At 62.3% G+C, this 20,032-nt stretch carries 12 protein-coding genes; 7 read left to right on the top strand and 5 right to left on the bottom strand.

What is annotated here, in order from left to right; genetic code table 11:
- Nucleotides 1–27: 27 nt before the first annotated feature.
- Both AC097R_RS03435 and AC097R_RS03440 read left to right on the top strand, forming a co-directional pair.
- Nucleotides 28–1,866: a DUF1800 domain-containing protein gene (locus AC097R_RS03435; protein WP_479596196.1), complete on the top strand. Its 1,839-nt coding sequence runs from the start codon at nucleotides 28–30 to the stop codon at nucleotides 1,864–1,866.
- A gap of 10 nt (nucleotides 1,867–1,876) precedes the next feature.
- The gene (locus tag AC097R_RS03440) at nucleotides 1,877–3,370 is read left to right on the top strand and encodes a DUF1501 domain-containing protein (protein WP_479596197.1); all 1,494 of its coding nucleotides are present in this window, start codon (nucleotides 1,877–1,879) and stop codon (nucleotides 3,368–3,370) included.
- A gap of 9 nt (nucleotides 3,371–3,379) precedes the next feature.
- On the opposite strand, the gene AC097R_RS03445 is transcribed toward AC097R_RS03440, so the two are convergent.
- Together AC097R_RS03445 and exaC are read right to left on the bottom strand one after the other, a co-directional pair.
- A complete protein-coding gene (locus AC097R_RS03445; protein ID WP_479596198.1) occupies nucleotides 3,380–3,754 on the bottom strand; it encodes a DUF779 domain-containing protein in 375 nt (124 codons plus the stop codon).
- Nucleotides 3,754–5,277, bottom strand: coding sequence for an acetaldehyde dehydrogenase ExaC (gene exaC, locus AC097R_RS03450; RefSeq protein WP_479596199.1), 1,524 nt, complete (start codon nucleotides 5,275–5,277; stop codon nucleotides 3,754–3,756). The genes AC097R_RS03445 and exaC overlap by 1 nt, the downstream gene beginning before the upstream one ends.
- A gap of 302 nt (nucleotides 5,278–5,579) precedes the next feature.
- On the opposite strand from exaC, the gene AC097R_RS03455 reads away from it, so the two are divergent.
- Nucleotides 5,580–7,508, top strand: coding sequence for a sigma-54-dependent Fis family transcriptional regulator (locus AC097R_RS03455; RefSeq protein ID WP_479596200.1), 1,929 nt, complete (start codon nucleotides 5,580–5,582; stop codon nucleotides 7,506–7,508).
- Between the two features lie 81 nt (nucleotides 7,509–7,589).
- Here AC097R_RS03455 and uvrA read toward each other — a convergent pair whose 3' ends face one another.
- Nucleotides 7,590–10,661, bottom strand: a complete 3,072-nt coding sequence (gene uvrA / locus AC097R_RS03460) for an excinuclease ABC subunit UvrA (protein WP_479596201.1) — start codon at nucleotides 10,659–10,661, stop codon at nucleotides 7,590–7,592.
- Between the two features lie 128 nt (nucleotides 10,662–10,789).
- On the opposite strand from uvrA, the gene AC097R_RS03465 reads away from it, so the two are divergent.
- Both AC097R_RS03465 and ssb read left to right on the top strand, forming a co-directional pair.
- Nucleotides 10,790–11,968, top strand: coding sequence for an MFS transporter (locus AC097R_RS03465; protein WP_479598088.1), 1,179 nt, complete (start codon nucleotides 10,790–10,792; stop codon nucleotides 11,966–11,968).
- Between the two features lie 25 nt (nucleotides 11,969–11,993).
- Complete coding sequence (ssb, locus tag AC097R_RS03470) at nucleotides 11,994–12,503, top strand: single-stranded DNA-binding protein (RefSeq protein WP_479596202.1); 510 nt, start codon at nucleotides 11,994–11,996, stop codon at nucleotides 12,501–12,503.
- Nucleotides 12,504–12,580: 77 nt separating this feature from the next.
- Here the strand turns inward: ssb and AC097R_RS03475 are convergent, their stop codons facing one another.
- Nucleotides 12,581–14,428 (bottom strand): TolC family outer membrane protein, encoded by a 1,848-nt coding sequence (locus AC097R_RS03475; RefSeq protein WP_479596203.1) that lies wholly within the window; start codon nucleotides 14,426–14,428, stop codon nucleotides 12,581–12,583.
- Nucleotides 14,429–14,649: 221 nt separating this feature from the next.
- On the opposite strand from AC097R_RS03475, the gene AC097R_RS03480 reads away from it, so the two are divergent.
- A complete protein-coding gene (locus AC097R_RS03480) occupies nucleotides 14,650–15,342 on the top strand; it encodes a transglutaminase-like cysteine peptidase (protein ID WP_479596204.1) in 693 nt (230 codons plus the stop codon).
- Between the two features lie 23 nt (nucleotides 15,343–15,365).
- Nucleotides 15,366–17,303: a bifunctional diguanylate cyclase/phosphodiesterase gene (locus tag AC097R_RS03485; RefSeq protein WP_479596205.1), complete on the top strand. Its 1,938-nt coding sequence runs from the start codon at nucleotides 15,366–15,368 to the stop codon at nucleotides 17,301–17,303.
- Between the two features lie 10 nt (nucleotides 17,304–17,313).
- Here the strand turns inward: AC097R_RS03485 and AC097R_RS03490 are convergent.
- Nucleotides 17,314–20,032: beta strand repeat-containing protein (locus tag AC097R_RS03490; RefSeq protein ID WP_479596206.1), on the bottom strand; the 2,719-nt coding region annotated here is incomplete at its 5' end.

Below are 20,032 nucleotides of genomic sequence, written 5' to 3' on the forward strand. Positions count from 1 at the left end.
AGCTACGCACCCTTGGGTGACCCCGCTATGCACTCCATCGTTGGAGACCTCGCTACCGCTTCTGACACTCATCCTGTCCATGCGGACGCGCGCGTCGGTTCCCTTGCTGCAACGGCGCTTGCGTCCGCGGCGCTGTCAGCTTGCGGTGGCGGCGACTCGTCTTCCGGCAGCTCGGCTTCGGCCCCTGCCATTGGCGGGCGGGCGGTAGCGCTGCAGTCCGCCAGCTTTGCCAGTGCCACGCGGGCCGTGGTCCCCACGGCCGAGCAAGCTGCACGCTTCTTGATGCAGGCGCAATTCGCGGCCACCGATGCTGACATTGCATCCGTGCGCGCCAATGGCTACGCCGCGTGGATCGAGCGCCAAGTCGCGCTGAACTACGGTACCACCGGCTGGGATTGGATCAACAGCCAAGGCTATGGCGATGTTTACAGCAGTAACAATTATTACTGGCAAACCAACCCCGCTGACTACATGGCTTGGCATCAGCTCGTGGCCTCCACCGATCCCATGCGCAAGCGCGTGGGTCTGGCGTTGTCCGAGTTTTTCGTGGTGTCGCTAACAGCGCTTGAGTTCGGCTGGCGCAGCCACGCGACAGCGCATTTCTGGGACACCCTGTGCGAGAGCGCCTTTGGTAATTTTCGGGATTTGCTTGGCGCTATCACCCTGCACCCGGCCATGGGGTACTACCTCAACACGAAGGGCAACAAAAAGGAAAACGCGGTGGGTCGCCAGCCCGACGAAAACTTTGCCCGTGAGGTAATGCAGCTGTTTAGTATTGGCCTGTACCTGCTCAATGCGGATGGCAGCCTGAAGCTTGATGGGGCAGGTAAACCGCAAGAGACCTACACCACAAGTGATGTCAGCAACTTGGCTCGCGTGTTTACCGGCTATGACTGGGACATGCGACAGAACGTTAACGTCACAGCGAATGGCAATACGGTAGGCAACACTGCTTTTGCACGCCTACCCATGTTGCTCACGGCCAGTAACCACTCCAACCTGGCGGCTACGTTTTTAGGGGTGACCATCCCGGCCAACACACCTGCTGCTGCTGCGTTGAAAACTGCGCTGGACACGCTGTTCAACCACCCCAACACTGCGCCATTTTTCTGCAAGCAGATGATTCAGCGCCTGGTGACCAGCAACCCCACGGCGGCGTATGTGGGCCGCGTGGCCGCCGTATTTGCGGACAACGGTTCGGGTGTGCGTGGCGATTTGGCCTACGTGTTTGCGGCAATCTTGCTGGACCCTGAAGCCCGCAATGCCCCAGGCTTGAGTGACCCCGAGTACGGCAAGCTGCGCGAACCTATCGTGCGTTTTGTGCAGTGGGCACGCTCCTTTGGTGTGAGCTCGGCCAGCGGACGCTGGCGAATTGGCGACCTGAGCAATGCCGGTACCCAGTTGGGCCAAAGCCCGCTGCGTTCGCCCTCAGTGTTCAACTTTTTTCGGCCTGGTTACGCGCCGCCATCATCGGTGGCGCCACCCGCCGTGGGCATGAGCGCCGGCACGGTAGCGCCCGAGTTTCAGCTGGTGAACGAGACCAGCGTGGGCGGCTACCTCAACTACATGATGTCGGTGATTGACGGAGGCCTGGATTCTGCGGACATCAAGGCCGCCTACAGCACTGAAATCAGTCTGGCGACCAGTCCCTCTTCGGCCAACCCTAAAGCGCTGGTGGACCGACTCAACCTGCTGCTGTGCGCGGGGCAGTTGTCTTCCGCAACCGTGACCACCATCACCAACACCGTCGGCAGCATGGCTGGTGTCGTGGCCTCCGCCAGCACCACCGCAACCAATCTGCGCCGACGCGTCTGTGCGGCTGTGCTCATGGTGATGGCCCATCCCGAATACCTGATTCAGAAATAGGTGGCCGCCCATGTTTGACACCTCCCTACATACCCGCCGCGCGTTTTTACGCCGCTCCGGGCAACTGGCCCTGACCGGCACGGCGCTGCCGTTTGCACTCAATTTGGCCGCCATTGGCGAGGCCGCAGCTTTCAACGCACCCAGTGGGGACTACAAGGCGCTGGTGTGCGTTTTTTTATACGGCGGCAATGACTACGCCAACACCGTCATTACCTATGACGATCCGAGCTACAACCAGTACAGCACCATACGCGGTGGTGGCGCGGGGCAGACTGCTGGCGGCATTGCTCTGGCAAAGTCCGCGTTGACGCTCACTTTGCTGGCCCCCACCGTGGTGCCGCAGGACGCACTGGGTCAAAACCGCCAATACGCGTTGCACCCCTCCATGTCCGGCTTGGCGAACCTGTTCAACACTGGCCATGCGGCAGTACAACTCAATGTGGGGCCGCTGGTGGCACCCTTGACCCGGGCCGAATACAACAACAGCAACCACACGCTGTACCCGCGTCCACCACAGCTGTTCTCCCACAATGACCAGCAGTCCATCTGGCAGTCCTCCTCGCCCGAGGGCTCTCGGGTGGGCTGGGGCGGCAACATGGGCGACCTGGTGCTGCAAAACAGCCTCAATACCAGTTCCATTTTCACCTGCATGTCGGTGTCCGGTAACGCCGTATTTTTGTCGGGCGATACCGCTCTGCAGTATCAGGTCAGCACCAATGGTGCTATCAAGATCAAACCGGCGACCGATGCCACGGTCTACGGCTCCGCCGTGGTGCGCAGCACCATTGAAGCGTTTTTGCGCGACAGCCGTGTGCACAAGATGGAGAACGAGTACAACGCGGTGACGACGCGGGCATTGAACGCCGAGGCCTCGGTGAGCGCCGCACTGGCGCTCACGCCACTCAGCACCGTTTTTCCTGCCGATGGCCTGGGTCCGCAGCTCAAGATGGTGGCACGTTTGATCAATGGTCGCGCCCAGCTGGGCGCGCGGCGCCAGGTATTTTTTGTGTCCATCGGTGGGTTTGACTTGCACGACAACCTGGTGAGCCAGCAGTCGGTGCTGATGGACCGCGTGAGCAAGGCGATGACGGCGTTTTACGACGCGACGGTGGAGATGGGCATTGCCGACAAGGTGACCGCGTTCACCGCATCGGACTTCGGCCGCACGTTGGCCTCCAACGGCGATGGCTCTGACCACGGTTGGGGCAGCCACCACCTGGTGGTGGGCGGGGCGGTGAACGGCAAGGCGTTTTATGGGGTGCCGCCGCCGGTGAGTGTGAGCGATGTGAAAGACGGGGGTGGCAACTACTTGCCCGAAAACGCATGGCATGTGGGTCAAGGCCGTTTGTTGCCGCGCACCTCGTCCGACCAGTACGCGGCCACGCTGGCCAAATGGTTTGGCGTGACCGATGCCGAGATGCCCAGCGTACTGCCCAAGATCGCCAATTTCGGCACCGCAGCAGGCCGGCCGGATTACCCGACCGACCTGGGGTTCATGCAGTAGGGGCTGCGTTCAGGCGCCAGGTTTATCGATCCCCAGCTCGGCCAGTTCGGCATCACTGAACACGCGAGACCGCGTGTGAAACGCCTTGCCCTCCGGCCCCTCCAAGGAGAACGTGCCACCGTGGCCCTCGATCACGTCGATGATGAGTTGCGTGTGCTTCCAGTACTGGTACTGCGCCAGCCCGATGTAGAACGGGCAGCCACCAATATCACCGAGGTACACATCGCCCGCACCCATGGTGATCTCGCCGGGCAGGTAGCAGTTGGCGGCGCTGTTGTCGCAGCAGCCGCCACTCTGGTGGAACATCAGCTGCTCGCCGTGTTTGCTTTGCAGAAACGCGACGAGCTCCAATGCGGCCGACGTAGCAACGACCTTGTCGACCATCAGAAGAAACCCAGCTTGTTCTCGCTGTAGCTCACCAGCAGGTTCTTGGTCTGCTGGTAGTGGTCCAGCATCATCTTGTGCGTTTCGCGGCCAATGCCCGACTCCTTGTAGCCGCCAAATGCCGCGTGGGCGGGGTAGGCGTGGTAGCAATTGGTCCACACGCGGCCGGCCTTGATGGCGCGGCCCATGCGGTAGGCCACATTGCCGTTGCGGCTCCACACACCGGCGCCCAGGCCATACAGCGTGTCGTTGGCAATCGCCAGGGCTTCGGCTTCGTCCTTGAACGTGGTCACGGCCAGCACGGGGCCGAAGATTTCTTCCTGAAAGATGCGCATCTTGTTGTGGCCCTTGAACAGCGTGGGCTGCACGTAGTAGCCGCCCTCCAGGTCACCCCCCAAATGCGCTTGGCCGCCACCTGCCAGCACTTCGGCGCCTTCTTGTTTGCCCAGGTCCAGGTACGAGAGGATCTTGGTCAGCTGCTCCTTGCTGGCTTGTGCGCCCATCATGCTGTCGGTGTCCAGCGGGTTCTTTTGCTGGATGGCGGCGATGCGCTTGAGCACGCGTTCCATGAACTTGTCGTAGATGGATTCTTGGATGAGTGCGCGCGATGGGCAGGTGCAAACCTCACCCTGGTTGAAGGCGAACAGCACCAGGCCTTCGATGGCCTTGTCCAGAAACGCATCGTCCTTGTCCATGATGTCGGCAAAGAACACATTGGGGCTCTTGCCGCCGAGTTCCAGCGTGGCGGGAATCAGGTTGTTGGCAGCGGCCTGTGCAATCACGCGGCCCGTGGTGGTAGAGCCGGTGAAGGCGATTTTGGCGATGCGTTTGCTGGTAGCTAGTGGCATGCCGGCTTCGCGGCCGTAGCCGTTGACGATGTTGAGCACACCGGGCGGCAGTAAGTCGGCAATCAGCTCGGCCAAGATAAGGATGGAAATGGGCGTGGACTCTGCAGGTTTCAGAACCACGCAGTTGCCAGCACCGATGGCCGGTGCCAGTTTCCATGCTGCCATGAGGATGGGGAAGTTCCACGGAATGATCTGACCCACCACGCCCAGTGGCTCCTGGATGTGGTACGCCACGGTGTTCTCGTCGATGTTGGAGAGCGCGCCTTCTTGCGCACGCACGCAGCCCGCAAAGTAGCGGAAGTGGTCCACCGTGAGCGGGATATCGGCATTCAGTGTTTCGCGGATGGCCTTGCCGTTGTCCACGGTTTCGGCGTAGGCCAGCAGCTCCAGGTTTTGTTCGATGCGGTCAGCGATCTTCAGCAGGATGTTGCTGCGGGTGGCGGCATCGGTTTTGCCCCAGGCGTCCGATGCGGCGTGGGCAGCGTCCAGTGCCAGCTCAATGTCTTCGGCAGTCGACCGTGCGGCCTGGGTGTAGACCTTGCCACTGACCGGGGTGATAACGTCAAAGTACTGGCCCTTGACCGGGGGCACGAACTTGCCGCCGATGAAGTTGTTGTACTGCTTCTTGTAGGTGATCTTGGCGCCGGCCGCGCCGGGTGCTGCGTAAATAGCCATGGTTGTCGTCCTCTTATGGTTGCTGTGGTGGCCTGCATCGGGCTGTCCGGCAGGTGTAGCGCTGTCTCAAGACGCGTGCCATGCGGGCGATCACCGCGGGCCTTTGATTTCATTGGGTTTGTTGCGCCGCAGCACCCCGTGCAAGCTGTCCGCAAGCCGGGGCTGTCACGATTCGTCACAGTGACAGGTGTCACAAAATGGAACAGTTGGACGTGCGCGCGGGTGGGCGCCATTGCCTCGCACACCCCCCACCCCCATACTGTGCCAAAGCGGGGCGACCACGACCCCGCGCAGGAGACAACGTGCGACAAACCTCCCCCGTGCTGGCCTTGCGACAGGCCCGCCAACAGTTGCTGGAAACCGGCCAATGCCCCGTGGGCGTGCTGGACGAACGCCTGGTGCGCTCCTGGCACCGCAGCCTGGCCGCGGGCTTGGCACCGGCTGGCCGCGCGGCCACCGACCATGCGGGCAGTGGCAGCCTGCGCCAGGCGCTGGCCAACAGCCATGCGTTGCTGGCCCATTCGCGCCCGGTGATGGAATATGTGTTCGAGCAGGTGCGCCACAGCCAGAGCGTGGTGGTACTGGCGGACCAGCACGGCATGCTCATGCACACGCTGGGCGACGTGAGCTTTGTGGGTAAGGCCGAGCGTGTGGCGCTGACCAGCGGTGCCTCGTGGCACGAAGCGCACCGTGGCACCAACGCCATTGGCACCGCGCTGGCCGAGCGCAGCGCGGTCGAGATCCATGGTGGTGAACACTTTCTGGAGCGCAACGGCTTTCTCACCTGCGCAGCTTCGCCCATCCTCTCCGCCACTGGCGAACTCATCGGCGTGCTCGACATTTCGGGCGACCACCGCCATGGCCATGGCCACACACTGGGCCTGGCCAGCACCGCCGCCCGCATGATTGAGAACCGGCTCATGGTGGCCACCTGCAGACGCAATATCCGCCTGCACCTGCACGCCCAGCCCGAGGGTATTGGCAGTGTGGCCGAAGGCATCGTCGCGCTGTCGGATGACGGTTGGGTGGTGGGTGCCAACCGCGTGGGGCTGGCGCTCTTGCGTCTGAACGCTGGCGACATTGGCGCCACGCTGTTGGAGCGCGTACTGGAGGTGCGGCTGGACGATTTGCTGTCGCGCCACAAACGCCGCCCCCAGCAGGTGCAGCAGCTGCGCCTGCACAACGGCGCGGTGCTGTTTGCGCAGGTGCAGGTGGATGCCTCGGTGCTGCCCGTCGCTAGCCTGTCCTTGGTTGCCCCAGCCCAAGCCAGCCTGAGCGATGCGCTGGCCGCACTGGACACGGGCGACGCCCGCTGGCGCAGCGCGGCGGACAAGGTGCGCCGCGTGGTGGCCAAGCCGATTCCCGTACTCATCCAGGGCGAGTCCGGTGTGGGCAAGGAGCTGTTTGCACGTGCGCTGCACGCTAGCGGTCCGCGCCGCGCTGCGCCCTTTGTTGCCATCAACTGCGGCGCGATTCCCGAGAGCCTGATCGAGGCGGAGCTGTTTGGCTACGTGGCCGGCGCCTTCACCGGCGCGCGCAAAGAGGGCAGCATGGGCCGCCTGCGCGAGGCCGAGGGCGGCACGCTGTTTCTGGATGAGATTGGTGACATGCCCCTGCCCATGCAAACCCGGCTGCTGCGCGTGCTGCAAGAGCGCACGGTCACGCCCGTGGGTGCGGGCAAGGCCGTGCCCGTGGACTTCTGCCTGGTCTGCGCCACGCACAGCAAACTGGCCGAAGCCGCAGAGCAGGGCCGCTTCCGCCAAGACCTGTACTACCGCATCAACGGCCTCACCGTGCAACTGCCGGCGCTGCGCGAGCGCAGCGACTTCGGTGTACTGACCGAGCGTCTACTGGCCGACCTGAGCCCGGAGCGCGAGGTGCAGCTGGCACCCGAGCTGTTGGCCCGCTTGGGTGCCTTTGCGTGGCCCGGCAACCTGCGCCAGTACGCCAGCGTGCTGCGCACCGCCTGCGCCATGCTGCTGGACGGCGAGGAAACGCTGGACTGGGCCCATATGCCCGACGACTTGGTGGAAGCGCTGAAGGTGGGGGATGCCGTGAAGATGGCACCGATGGAGCCCGCTGCCGCGCAGGCTCCGCAAAGCCTGCAGGCCTTGGGCCACGCCGCCATCCAGCAGGCGCTGGAGGCCGCGCGCGGCAATGTGTCCCTGGCCGCCCGCCAACTCGGCATCAGCCGCCAGACGCTGTATCGAAAGCTGCGCGTGACAGTGTGAGTCCTGTGGTGGTTATGAGTCTGCTACTAAATCAGTAGCTGCTCGCGCATATTGCACGGGGGCCAGGTGCCTGTTTGGTGCTCAATTTTCCTGCAGCAGCGGCTTCAAATACCGCCCCGTGTGGCTCTCCGGGTTCGCCGCAATGTCCTCGGGCGTGCCCACGCCCACCACCATGCCGCCACCGGCACCGCCTTCCGGGCCGATGTCGATCAGCCAGTCGGCGGTTTTGATCACATCCAGGTTGTGCTCGATGATGACGATGGTGTTGCCCGCATCGCGCAGCTGGTGCAGCACTTTCAGCAACAGCGCAATGTCGGCAAAGTGCAGGCCCGTGGTGGGTTCGTCCAGGATGTAGAGCGTGCGGCCGGTGTCGCGCTTGCTTAGTTCCAGCGCCAGCTTCACACGCTGCGCTTCGCCACCCGACAGCGTGGTGGCGGCCTGGCCCAGGCGAATGTAGGACAGGCCCACGTCCAGCAGGGTTTGCAGCTTGCGCGCGATGGTGGGAACGGCCTGCAAAAACTCGTAGGCCGCCTCCACCGTCATGTCCAGAATCTGCGCGATGTTCTTGCCCTTGTAGAGCACCTCCAGCGTCTCGCGGTTGTAGCGCTGGCCCGCGCACACGTCGCAGGGCACGTACACATCGGGCAGAAAGTGCATCTCCACCTTCACCATGCCGTCGCCCTGGCAGGCCTCGCAGCGGCCGCCGGCCACGTTGAAGCTGAAGCGGCCCGGGCCGTAGCCGCGTTCGCGCGCGGTCGGCACCTCGGCCATGAGCTCGCGGATGGGCGTGAACAGGCCGGTGTAGGTGGCAGGGTTGGAGCGCGGCGTGCGGCCAATCGGCGACTGGTCGACGTTGATCACCTTGTCGAAGTACTGGATGCCGTCGATGCTTTCGTGCGCCGCAGGCTCGTCGTGCGCGCGGTAGAGCTGGCGTGCCACAGCGGCGTACAGCGTGTCGTTCACCAGCGTGCTCTTGCCCGAGCCGGACACGCCGGTCACGCAGGTCAGCAGGCCCACGGGAAAGTCCACGTCCACGCCCTTGAGGTTATGGCCCGATGCGCCCACCACGCGGATGGCCTGCATGTTGCCCTGGGTGGCAATGTGGTGCGCCTGGCGCTCGGCCCAGGCCAGCGCTGCCTTGCTGGGCGCGCCCTTATGGCCGGTTTTTGCGCTGGTCTTGGCCACGGGTTTGGCTTCTGCCACCACGGGGAGCCAGGGCGTGCGGCGCTTGGGCACGGCAATCTGCAGCGTCTTGGCCAGGTACTGGCCGGTCAGCGATTCGGGGTGGGCCTTCACCTCGTCAAACGTGCCTTGCGCAATCACACGCCCGCCGTGCACGCCGGCGCCCAGGCCCATGTCGATCACATGGTCGGCGGCGCGCATCATGTCCTCGTCGTGCTCCACCACCAGCACGCTGTTGCCAATGTCGCGCAGGTGCTGCAGCGTGCCGATCAGGCGGTCGTTGTCGCGCTGGTGCAGGCCGATGCTGGGTTCGTCCAGCACATACATCACGCCGGTCAGGCCAGAGCCGATTTGTGACGCGAGACGAATGCGCTGGCTCTCGCCGCCGCTCAGCGTCTCGGCACTGCGGTCCAGGCTCAGGTAGTTCAGGCCCACATCGTTCAAGAACTTCAGGCGCAGGCCGATCTCGCGGATCACCTTGGAGGCAATTTCGCCGCGCGCACCGGGCATTTGCAACGTGTTGAAGTACTCAAAGCTCTCGCGCAATGTGGCGTGGCTGATTTCAAAAATGGCACGGGCCTGGTCGCCCTCGCCCACTTTCACGTGGCGCGCTTCTTTGCGCAGGCGCGAGCCAAAGCAGTCGGGGCAGGGCTGGGTGCTGCGCAGGCGCCCCAGGTCTTCGCGCACCAGGGCCGAGTCGGTCTCGCGGTAGCGCCGCTGCATATTAGGGATGATGCCCTCGAAGGGGTGCTTCTTGGTGACCTTCTTGCCCTGCGAGGCGCCCGAGTCCATCACGTAGCTGAACTTGATTTCTTCCTCACCCGATCCGAAGAGGATGGCGGTTTGCACCGCTTCGGGCAGGCTTTCGAAGGCGGCGTCGATATCGAACGCGTAGTGCTTGGCCAGGCTCTCCAGCATGCTGAAGTAGTAGCCGTTGCGCCGGTCCCAGCCCTTGATGGCGCCGCTGGCCAGGCTCAGCGTGGGGAAGGCGACAACGCGCGTGGGGTCAAAAAATTCGTGGTTGCCCAGCCCGTCGCAGGTGGGGCAGGCGCCCACAGGCGAGTTGAAGGAGAACAGCCGTGGCTCCAACTCACTGATGGAGTAGCTGCATATGGGGCAGGCGAATTTGGCGTTGAATAAGTGCTCTTTAGGCCTCTGGCCCCCGTCGTCATTGCGCGAGGCGCTATCAATTTCGGAGTCTTTTGATGTCTCCATCTCCAGCGCAATGGCCCGGCCGTTGGCCAGGCGCAGCGCGGCCTCAAAGCTTTCGGCCAGGCGCTGCTTCAGGTCGGCGCGCACCTTGATGCGGTCCACCACCACGTCGATGTCGTGCTTCTCGGTCTTCTTGAGCTTGGGCAGGTTATCGGCCTCATAGGCTGCGCCATTGATGCGAAAACGCACATAGCCCTGGGCCTGCATGTCGGCAAACACGTCCAGAAACTCACCCTTCTTCTCCCGCGCCAGCGGCGCCAGGATCATCAGGCGCGTGTCTTCGGGCAGGGCCAGCACGGCGTCCACCATCTGGCTCACGGTCTGGCTTTGCAGCGGCAGGTTGTGATCCGGGCAAAACGGGGTACCCGCACGCGCAAACAGCAGGCGCAGGTAGTCGTGGATCTCAGTCACCGTGCCTACGGTGGAGCGCGGGTTGTGGCTGGTGGCCTTTTGCTCGATGGAGATGGCGGGTGACAGGCCCTCGATCATGTCCACATCAGGTTTGTCCATTAGCTGCAAGAACTGGCGTGCGTAGGTGCTCAGGCTTTCCACGTAGCGGCGCTGGCCCTCCGCGTACAGCGTGTCAAAGGCCAGGCTGGACTTGCCCGAACCACTCAGCCCGGTGATCACCACCAGCTGGTTGCGCGGAATGTCCAGGTCAATGTTTTTCAGGTTGTGGGTGCGCGCACCCCGCACGCTGATGTTTTGCTGCTGCAGGGCTCTGGCCAGGTATTTGCCGTCGTCAGTAGGAGAGTTCAAGTTCGTGGCCGCCAAAAGAGTAACCCGCCATGATAGACAATGTCGGGTTGCGCCGCCCGACCCGGGTTTGTGCCGCCTTTTGCCTACGAGTGCCCGTTTTGCCCACGTCCGCCCTGCCCGACACCACCATGACGCCGCAAGAGCGTCGTTCCAGCGCCTCTTTGGCCCTCATATTTGCCCTGCGCATGCTGGGGCTTTTCCTGGTTTTACCGGTATTTGCCCTGGAAGCCCGTCGCTACCCTGGTGGCGATGACACCGCCCTGGTGGGCCTGGCCATGGGCATTTACGGCCTGACCCAGGGCCTGCTGCAGATCCCGTTTGGCATGGCGTCGGACCGGTTTGGCCGCAAACCGGTGATGGTGCTGGGGCTGGTCATCTTTGCCGCCGGCAGCGCTTTGGCAGCCTGGGCACCCAGCTTGCCCTGGCTGGTGGCGGGGCGGGCGCTGCAGGGCGCCGGGGCTATTTCTGCCGCGGTCACGGCCCTGCTGGCCGACCAGACGCGGGATGTGGTGCGCACCAAGGCCATGGCGCTCATTGGTGCCAGCATCGGCCTGATGTTTGCGCTGTCTCTGGTGCTATCTCCCTTGTTGGCGGCCCAAGTGGGCTTGCATGGCCTGTTTGCCATCACGGCGACCCTGGCCGTGGGCGGCATTGCCGTGGTGCTCTGGTGGGTTCCACCCGAGCCGCTGCAGCACGCCACGCAGGCGCGGGGCCGGTTGCGCGATGTGCTGCGCCATGCGGCGCTGCTGCGGTTGGATTTTGGGGTGTTTGTGCTGCACGCGGTGCAACTCGCCATGTGGGTGGCCTTGCCCGCCATGCTGGTGCAGGCCGGGCTGGCGCGCGACCTGCATTGGCAGGTCTACCTGCCCGCGGTGCTGGCCTCGTTCTTGGTGATGGGGGTGACGCTGTTTCCGCTGGAAAAGCGGGGCTACCTGCGTGCCGTGTTCCTGTGCGCCGTGGGGCTGGTGGCGTTGGTGCAGCTGGGCCTGCTGGTGCTGAGCCGGGCAGTGCCCTCGGTGGCGCTGATGGCCGTGTTGCTGTTTGTGTTTTTCTGCGGCTTCAACGTGCTGGAGGCCAGCCAGCCCAGCCTGGCCTCGCGTGTGGCGCCGGCTTCCGCCCGCGGTGCGGCGCTGGGCGTGTACAACACCCTGCAGTCACTGGGGTTCTTTGCCGGCGGTGCGTTGGGCGGCTGGCTGGTGAAATGGGCCGGACCGCAAGCCCTGTTTGCCACCAGCACAGCGGCCATGCTGGTGTGGCTGGCCGTGGCCTGGCCCATGCGCGCCCCTGTGGCAGCCCGGGCGGCATAATCGTCCCACTTTTCTGGAGAAAACCATGGCATCCGTCAATAAAGTCATTCTGGTCGGCAACTGTGGCCGCGACCCCGAAATCCGCTACCTGCCCTCTGGCCAGGCCGTGGCCAACGTCAGCGTGGCCACCAGCAGCCGCCGCAAGGACCGCAACACCGGTGAGACGGTGGAGGACACCCAGTGGCACCGCGTCACCTTTTATGACCGCCTGGCTGAGATTGCCGGCGAATACGTGAAAAAAGGCCGCCCCATCTACGTGGAAGGCCGCCTGAAGTACGGCAAGTACATCGACCAGGCGGGCGTGGAAAAGAGCACCGTGGACATTGTGGCCACGGAGCTGCAACTGCTCGGTGGCCGCGAAGGCATGGGCGGTCCCTCCGACGGTGGCGATGAAGGCGGTGCACCGCCCCCCCCCCGCCGTATGGCGCCCGCGGCTGCCCCGCGCGCGGCGGCTCCTGCACCCGCACCCCGTCAGGCACCTGCCCCACGCCCTGCCAGCGGTTTTGACGATATGGACGACGACATTCCGTTCTAAGCGCCCAACCGAACTGTTTCGCCATGAAAAAAGCGACCCGCGGGTCGCTTTTTTCATGGGCAGAGCCCTGCCGGACGTCAGAACGTGCGGCCCTTGGTCACGGTCTCCCGCACGATCTTCCAGCTGTCGCCAGCGCGGACCAGGGACAGGGTTTTTTCCACGCTGTCGCGGTAATCCACCGAGCCGTACTCCTGCTTGAACGACACTTCGGCGCTCTTGGCATCGCAGGTTAGTGGCTTGATATTGCTCACCGTGGTCTGGATGTCGCCCTGTTTGCCAATGCGCTTCTTGCGCAGGGTCTCCCAAGCGCTGCGGCTCAGGCCCATGGCGGGCGTGAAGTTCTCGGCGTAATGGCCCAGGTAGCTGGTGGCATCCTTGGTGTTCCAGGCGGTCAGCCAGGTTTGCACCGACTGCGGAACCTGCGCACAGGCCTGTGCCACCGGATCGGGCGCCGGGGTTTTGACCGGTGCGGGCACCACGGGCAGGGGGGCTGGCTCCACCGGGGGCAGTTTGGCCACGGCGACCGGCACCGGCGTCTTCTCAATCGAGGGCAGGGTATGGCTGCTGCACTCCATCAGCTCGTCATCGTTTTCCTTGCCGCCCTTTACGTCGGGCAGGGTGCTGGACAAGGTTTGCAACTTCAGTGCTTCCAGTAGCGAGCCCGATGAGGCCAGCACGCGGGCATGGGCCAGTTGCAGGTCGTACTCGGCATTGGCCAGGGCGCGGCGGGCCTGGTAGTACTCGTTCTCCGTGTCCAGCAGGTCCAGCAGCGAGCGTTGGCCAATGTCGAACTGCTGCTGGTAGGCCACGCGGGCCTTGGAGGTAGACAGCTCGTGCTGTTGCAGCAGCTTGATTTGCGAGGCAATGCGCACCGAGTCGTTGTAGGCAATTTGCCCCGTCTGCCAGACATCGCGGCAGGCCTTGTCGCGCAGGTCGAAAGCCGAGTTGAGCTTGGCCGCGTACTGCTTGATGCGCGTGATGTCCGAACCACCGCGGAACAGGTTGTAGTTCAGTACCAGTTCCAGCGTGGAATCGCGGAAGTCACCGATGACGCCACTCTGGTTGGTCTCGTAGCTCTGGCGCGCCCGGAATTCCACCGTGGGGTACATGGGCGCCTTACGCAGGTTCAGGTCGGCACGGTAGGCCCGCAGCGTGGCAACAGAGGCCAGAAAATCCGGGTTTTTGGCCACGGCAGTGCGCAGAAACTCAACACCCTGGGGCATGCTGCTGGTCAGGGAGGGCGGGGGCGGCAGGCTGTCGGCAGGCGTATCACCGACCAGGCGCTGGTAGCGAGCGGAGACATCGTGCAGGTTGCTGACTTCGGTGAGCCAGTTGGACTCGGCCAGCGCCATGCGGCCGGAGGCCTGTTCCAGGTCCACGCGGCGGCCCACACCAGCTTGCACTTTCTGGTTCAGGCGGCCATGCACCTCTTGGTGGGTAATCAGGTTGTCGGCGGCCATCTCCACCAGTTCACGGTAGCGGATCACGTCCAGGTAAGCGCGGGCGACTTCCAGGCCGGTCTGGTTGCTGGCCGATTGCAGCTCGTAAAACGCAGACTGCTGGGCGTAGCTCAGGCGGCGCACATCGTTCAATGTGGCAAAGCCATCGAACAGGGTTTGGCGCAACTGGATAGAGGCCCGGTTGCCGTTGTAGGACTGGGCGGAGGACAGGTAGGGCTTGAGCGTCTGGTTGGACGAAGTGGCGGCTTCCAGATCAACCTTGGGCAGCCAGCCGCCTTCGGCGGATTTGCGCTCTTCCTGTGAAGCTTCGAAATTGTGGAAGCGCAGTTTGACTTCCGGGTTTTGCAGGATGGCACGCTCCACCGCATCTTTCAAGTTGGTAGGCGAGGGTGCTGTTTGTGCATTTGCCCCCAAAGAGAGGGCGACAAGCGCAATCGCTTGGCTGATTGCGGTCAGTCGATTCATAGTAGAAACTTCTTTGAATTCAAGCTTGCCGGGCTTGTTTGTGGGGCGGAGCGCTGTGCTAACCTCAACGCCAGCGTCCATCCTCTGATTATCGGCCGGCGATCTATTTTTAGCATACCTTGCTTGCAGCGGCCCTTTGGAAAAACAAAGATCAAGTGCGATGAATTTCACGTTATCAGGATTTTTCTGCGGGTGATGCCTGCCGACGGAAGCAGACTGGAATGGTGCTTGCACTGCGTTCTCTCCACAAGTGGGCCACCGCTGTGCTGCTGTTGGCAGCGCTGCTGGGCGTGGTGGGGACTGTACAGGGGGCTGCTGATTTCGACCGTCTTCTGGCCACCTTGACGCAGCGCTGGGGCAATGGCCCGGTGCCCAAGTTCACTGCCTGGCGTGGCCTGATTCAAAACAATATGGCCACCGCGGATGCCGAGCGCATCAAACGCGTGAACCAATTTTTCAACCAGCAAATGCAGTTTGCCGAAGATATGGTGGTCTGGGGGCAGGCGGATTATTGGGCGACCCCCATGGAGTCCTTGGGGCGCGGCGCGGGAGATTGTGAGGACTTTGCCATTGCCAAGTATTTCACGCTGCTCCAAACCGGCGTGGTGCCCGACAAGCTGCGGCTGATCTATGTGCGTGCCAAGACCGGTGGCGCGGATGGTGCACCCACGCAGGCCCACATGGTGCTGGCCTACTACGCGCAGCCTGATGCCGAGCCTCTCATCATGGACAACCTGATTCCCGATATCCGCCCCGCATCGCGCAGGCCGGATCTGGTGCCCGTTTTTAGTTTCAACAGTGCCGGTGTGTTTGCTGGCATAGGCGGCGGCGAAGCCGCAGCAGCAGGGGGCACGGGGCGTTTGTCCCGCTGGGAAGATTTGCTGCGGCGTGCGAAAGCCGAAGGTTTTGAATAGATTGCTTGCGAGAGGAAAACGAAATGTCGATGTACCGTCAACTATGGCTCGCGATTGTGGTCAGCATGCTGCTGGCCTTGGGCGGTGGTTTGCTGGCCTCCATGCTGAGTGCCCGCAGTTACCTGGGCTCCCAGCTTTCGATCAAGAACACCGACAACGCCACCGCATTGGCCCTGTCGCTGAGCCAGGGGACTCCGGATGCCGTGACCGTGGATTTGGTGGTGGCGTCGTTGTTTGATAGCGGGCACTATGAACTGATTCGCGTGACAGATCCCACCGGCAAGCTGATTGTCGAACGGGTGGGCGACGCGAAAGACCTGGACGCCCCTGCCTGGTTTGCGCACCTGCTGCCCATCACCGCTACGCCCGGTCAGGCGCAAATCAGCAGTGGTTGGAAGCAGTTTGGCACGGTCACCCTCGTCAGCCACAGCCGCTTTGCCTATGGTGCTCTGTGGAAGAGTGCTTACGAGATGGTGTTGGCGTTGTCGCTGGCAGGGGTGGTTGGTGGGCTGTTGGGGTCCATGGTGTTGGGGCGGATTCGTGGCCCACTGCGCACCGTGATTGAGCAGGCCAAAGCCATTACCCAGCGCCGATTTGTGACCGTGGAGCTGCCCAAGGTGCCAGAACTCAAGCAGCTGGCCGTGGCCATGAACGCCACCGTGGGACGCCTGAAGGCCATGTTTGAGGAAGAGGCTTCGCGGCTGGAGCTGGTGCGCAAGGAGGCCAACTTTGACCCGTTGACGGGGCTTGCCAACCGGTCTCACTTCATGGCGCGGTTGCGCCAGTCGATTGATGCAGAGGACTCAGTGGGCGGAACCTTAGTGATGGTGCGCTTGGCGGATCTGACCGGTATCAACCGACGACTCGGGCGTGCTTCTACCGACGATTTTTTGAAAGTCATGGGGCGCACGATCCATGCAGTGTCTGCCACATCCAGCAATGGCGTAGCGGCCCGGCTTAATGGAGCAGACTTTGCTGTATTGCTGCCCGCAGAAAAAGCGGGGTATGCGGTGGGCGTGCAACTGTTGCAGGACATGGCATTGGCCGCTGCACCGTTTGTGGATGGTGCAGCGACAGCCTGGATTGGCGTAGGCCGATTCGCCGCCGGTGCGGATGTGGGGGGCCTGTTGTCGCAAGTGGATCTGGCGCTGGCAGACGCCGAGGCGGGAGGGAAGGACGGCGTCCGGGAGGCGCAGGCCGACGCGGCAGATGAAATGCCGCGTACCGTGGATCAGTGGTCCACGATGATCAAGCGCGCGCTGGAGCACCAGTGGGTACGGCTGATTTCGTTTCCCGTGGTCAATGCACAAGGGACCTTGTCACACCGTGAGTGTCCGTTGCGATTGATGTTTGACGAAAAAGGCGAGTGGTTGCCTGCTGGTCGATTCCTCCCCGTGGCGGAACGCCTCAAACTGACGCCGGCACTAGACCTCGTGGCCGTGACCCTGGGCCTGCAGGAGCTCAAGTCGGACCCGGATTTGCCCGGGTTGGCAATCAATTTGTCGGCAAGTTCGCTGGAGGATGCGACTTTCCAACCGCGCCTGATGGCACTGATTGCGGCACACAAAGAGTTGGCGCCCCGGTTGTGGTTGGAAATGGCTGAGGGTGGTGCTCTTAAGCACCTTGAGGCCTTCAAAGTGCTTTGCCGTGCTTTGAATGTTGCTGGCTGCCGGACCGGGCTGGAGCACTTTGGGCACCACTTCAGCCAGATTGGTCAACTGCATGATCTTGGCTTGGATTATCTGAAGGTGGATTCCAGTTTTGTGCGGGGCGTTGAATCCAATAGTGGCAACGCAGCCTTCTTGAAGGGCTTGTGCAGCATTGCCCACAACATCGGCTTGTTGGTGCTTGCGGAGGGCGTCACTTCCTCCGCCGAACTGGACGTGCTGTTGGCGCTCGGTTTTGACGGCGCTACGGGGCCCGGCGTACGAATCTTGCCAATCAGCCCGTCCTCACACTGAACTGCCCCGATCAATCGACGATCAGTCGTTTGTTGGTCAGCAAGTCCTGTATGACCGCGTTGTCATTGAGCAGTGTTGTGCCGCTGTTGTCCTGCAGTAGATTCACACCAGTCAGCACGATGGTCTGATTTTCATTTGCCGCGTTGTAGGTGCCACCCGTAAAGCCGCCTGTGGTGCTGACGTGTACAACGGTATTTCCGTTGGAAACCTCAAAATGCAGGTAGTTCGACAGGTTGCCGGATGCGAGCCCTTGATGGTTTTCTCCAACCAGCAGATCGCGCAGGTCGAGCGCATCGCCCTCTGACTTGCTGAAGTCCATCACCAGATCGGTGGTGCCGGAGAGGCCGATGTTGTTCCCTACTCCGTAGGCATTGCCGGCACCTGCGTTGCTGACACCGGTGGTGGTGCTTCCGTCGTTAAGTGACCAGGAGAAAACGTCGGCTCCGGTATCACCCTTGAGCACGTCACTGCCTGCGCCGCCTTCCAGTCGGTCATTGCCGGCACCACCGCGTAGCGCATCATTGCTCGCACCACCGTTCAAGTAGTCATTGCCCGCACCACCGTAAAGCAGATCGCTTCCCGCTTCGCCAAACAAAGCGTCATTGCCCGCACCACCATGGACGAGGTCACCGTAACCTTTGTTGGTATTGCTGGCAACGGCAGCAGTTAGCACGCCGCCCGCAGTTGTCATGCTTCCGTCAACCGTGGTCATAAAGGTCGACGTGGCGAGATTGGCGACACTTGTCAAGGCAGTCCCGCTGTCTCCTGCGTAGACAACATCATTGCCGGCACCCGCTTCGACGTAGTCGTTGCCACCCAGAGCGTTGAAGGAATCGTCCGATGCCGTACCGGTTAGTGTGTCCGCAGCAGTGGTACCCGTGATCAGTGATGTGCCGGTATAGGAGTCCGTGTGGCCGTTGATCGTTACGGTTAGCGTACTCGTGCTGGTGGCGCCGCTCGGGTCGGTGACCGTGTAGGCAATGAAATCCGTGAGCGTCTGCCCTGTGTTGAGTGCATTAATTCGTGCATCGTCACTGGTGAGTACGTAGGTGTACGCACCGTTGCTGTTAATCACAAAAGTGCCGTAGGAGCCCGCCACGCTGGCGCCTGTGAGTGCGCTCTGGCCGCTGACTGCTGCGACGGTCAAAGTGTCGCCATCCACGTCCGTATCATTGCTGGTGACGGAGCCTGAGACCGTGTAGGTTCCCGAGTCTTCAGTCACGCTGTTTGTGTCGGCTGCCGCTACAGGGGCATCATTGACGTTTGCTACCGGGATGGACAGCGTGGTCGTGGTCGTGGCCAGTTCGTTGGTGGCGTTCTCCTTGCTGCTCAGTTCCAGTGTCAGACCATAGGTGCCACTGAAATTGGTCGGTGGTTTGATGGTCAATGTGCTCAGCGACCAACTGGTGATGTTGATGGAGGTCGTGCCTGTCGTTGCGGTAAAGCTATTGGTTCCATCGGACAGAACCGTTCCAACCAGCAAATTCTTCGCGAAAAGTGAGATCAGTGCTTCAGATCCATCTGTATCTGCAAGAGCAATCGTGATCGGGGAAAGCTTGATCGCTGTGTCTTCTACGCCGCTGTTGCTGATAGGGTAGTACCCAGCTGTCGTTGTGCCGACCACCGCATCATGAATCCCGCCGGCATTCTCGACGGCAGCGATAGAGCTGTAAATTTTGAAGTTGCTGCTGGTCAGGTCCTGCGCCGTGCCACCATCGACACTCAAATACGGTTTGATGGCGCCAATCCCATTGCCGTTGTAGACGGCCCAGTCGAGGGTGTAGTAACCGCTGACTGTGGCTGAGTACGTGGTTCCGGTGATATTGCCCCAGCTGTTGTACTGCTTCTCCAGAACAATGGTCCCCCCGAGTGCCAGCAGGGCGGTGTCGTCCATGTAAGAGCTGAAGGTATAGGTGTGGCCCGCCTCCAGGTAGATCACCCCGGTCATTCGGTAGGCTCCGTCAGTCGGAATTCCGGACGGATCGCTGTTGGTGTTGGCTGTGTAGTTTTGCGGTGCCGTGGAGATCGATGTTGTTGCGGGCGTGTCAGCGTTCAGCAACGTGAGCAATTGCTCTACCTCCAGCACAGTGTCTACCGTGGTCGTATCGATGTTGGGGATCGCAGTGTAGGTGCGCACCGTCAATCCATCACCGGCGGGCTGGGTCACAACCGTAGTCGCACCGTCGATCACTGAAGCGCCACCAATTCTGAGGATGGGGTCGTCGGCCACTGGCTTGATGTCAACCGTCAACGTGGCTGTCGTGCTGGACAAGCTGCCGTCAGTGCCTTGGTAAGTGAAGCTGGCGTAGTCGCTCTTCATGTTGCCCGTGCCAGACGATGCGTAATCACTGCTGCCGGACTCGTTGAGGTCTGGTGTAAAGCGCAAGTGCCCCGCATCGACGTCGGCTTTGGTGATGACCTGGTTCGCTGTAACGTTGGTCCATGTCACGCCGTTCGCTGAGTACTGCAAGGTGCCGTCTGAGGGGAGCGTGATGATCTTCACGCCCATGGCGCTTGCAGGTGAGTCGATGTCGCTGATGCCGAAATTTGCCCACGACAAAGCAATCGCTGTGTCTTCCGTTCCGAGGACTGCGCCGCTTGTAGCTGTCGGCACATCGTTGGTACCGGTGACGGTGATGACGAGCTCGGCCTTGTCGGTGGCGCCCTGAGCATCGCTGACGGTGTATGTGAAAGTATCGGTAGCCGTGGCGCCGGTGGCCAGCGCGTTG

The organism is Rhodoferax sp. ZS1R25 (assembly GCF_056521335.1).

What these genes read in the sequence shown, in the direction of transcription:
- ssb (WP_479596202.1), top strand. Translation starts at nt 11,994, where the DNA reads ATGGCATCCGTCAATAAAGTCATTCTGGTCGGCAACTGTGGCCGCGAC.
- exaC (WP_479596199.1), bottom strand. Translation starts at nt 5,277, where the DNA reads ATGGCTATTTACGCAGCACCCGGCGCGGCCGGCGCCAAGATCACCTAC.
- AC097R_RS03480 (WP_479596204.1), top strand. Translation starts at nt 14,650, where the DNA reads ATGGTGCTTGCACTGCGTTCTCTCCACAAGTGGGCCACCGCTGTGCTG.
- AC097R_RS03465 (WP_479598088.1), top strand. Translation starts at nt 10,790, where the DNA reads ATGACGCCGCAAGAGCGTCGTTCCAGCGCCTCTTTGGCCCTCATATTT.
- AC097R_RS03485 (WP_479596205.1), top strand. Translation starts at nt 15,366, where the DNA reads ATGTCGATGTACCGTCAACTATGGCTCGCGATTGTGGTCAGCATGCTG.
- AC097R_RS03435 (WP_479596196.1), top strand. Translation starts at nt 28, where the DNA reads ATGCACTCCATCGTTGGAGACCTCGCTACCGCTTCTGACACTCATCCT.
- AC097R_RS03440 (WP_479596197.1), top strand. Translation starts at nt 1,877, where the DNA reads ATGTTTGACACCTCCCTACATACCCGCCGCGCGTTTTTACGCCGCTCC.
- AC097R_RS03445 (WP_479596198.1), bottom strand. Translation starts at nt 3,754, where the DNA reads ATGGTCGACAAGGTCGTTGCTACGTCGGCCGCATTGGAGCTCGTCGCG.
- AC097R_RS03475 (WP_479596203.1), bottom strand. Translation starts at nt 14,428, where the DNA reads ATGAATCGACTGACCGCAATCAGCCAAGCGATTGCGCTTGTCGCCCTC.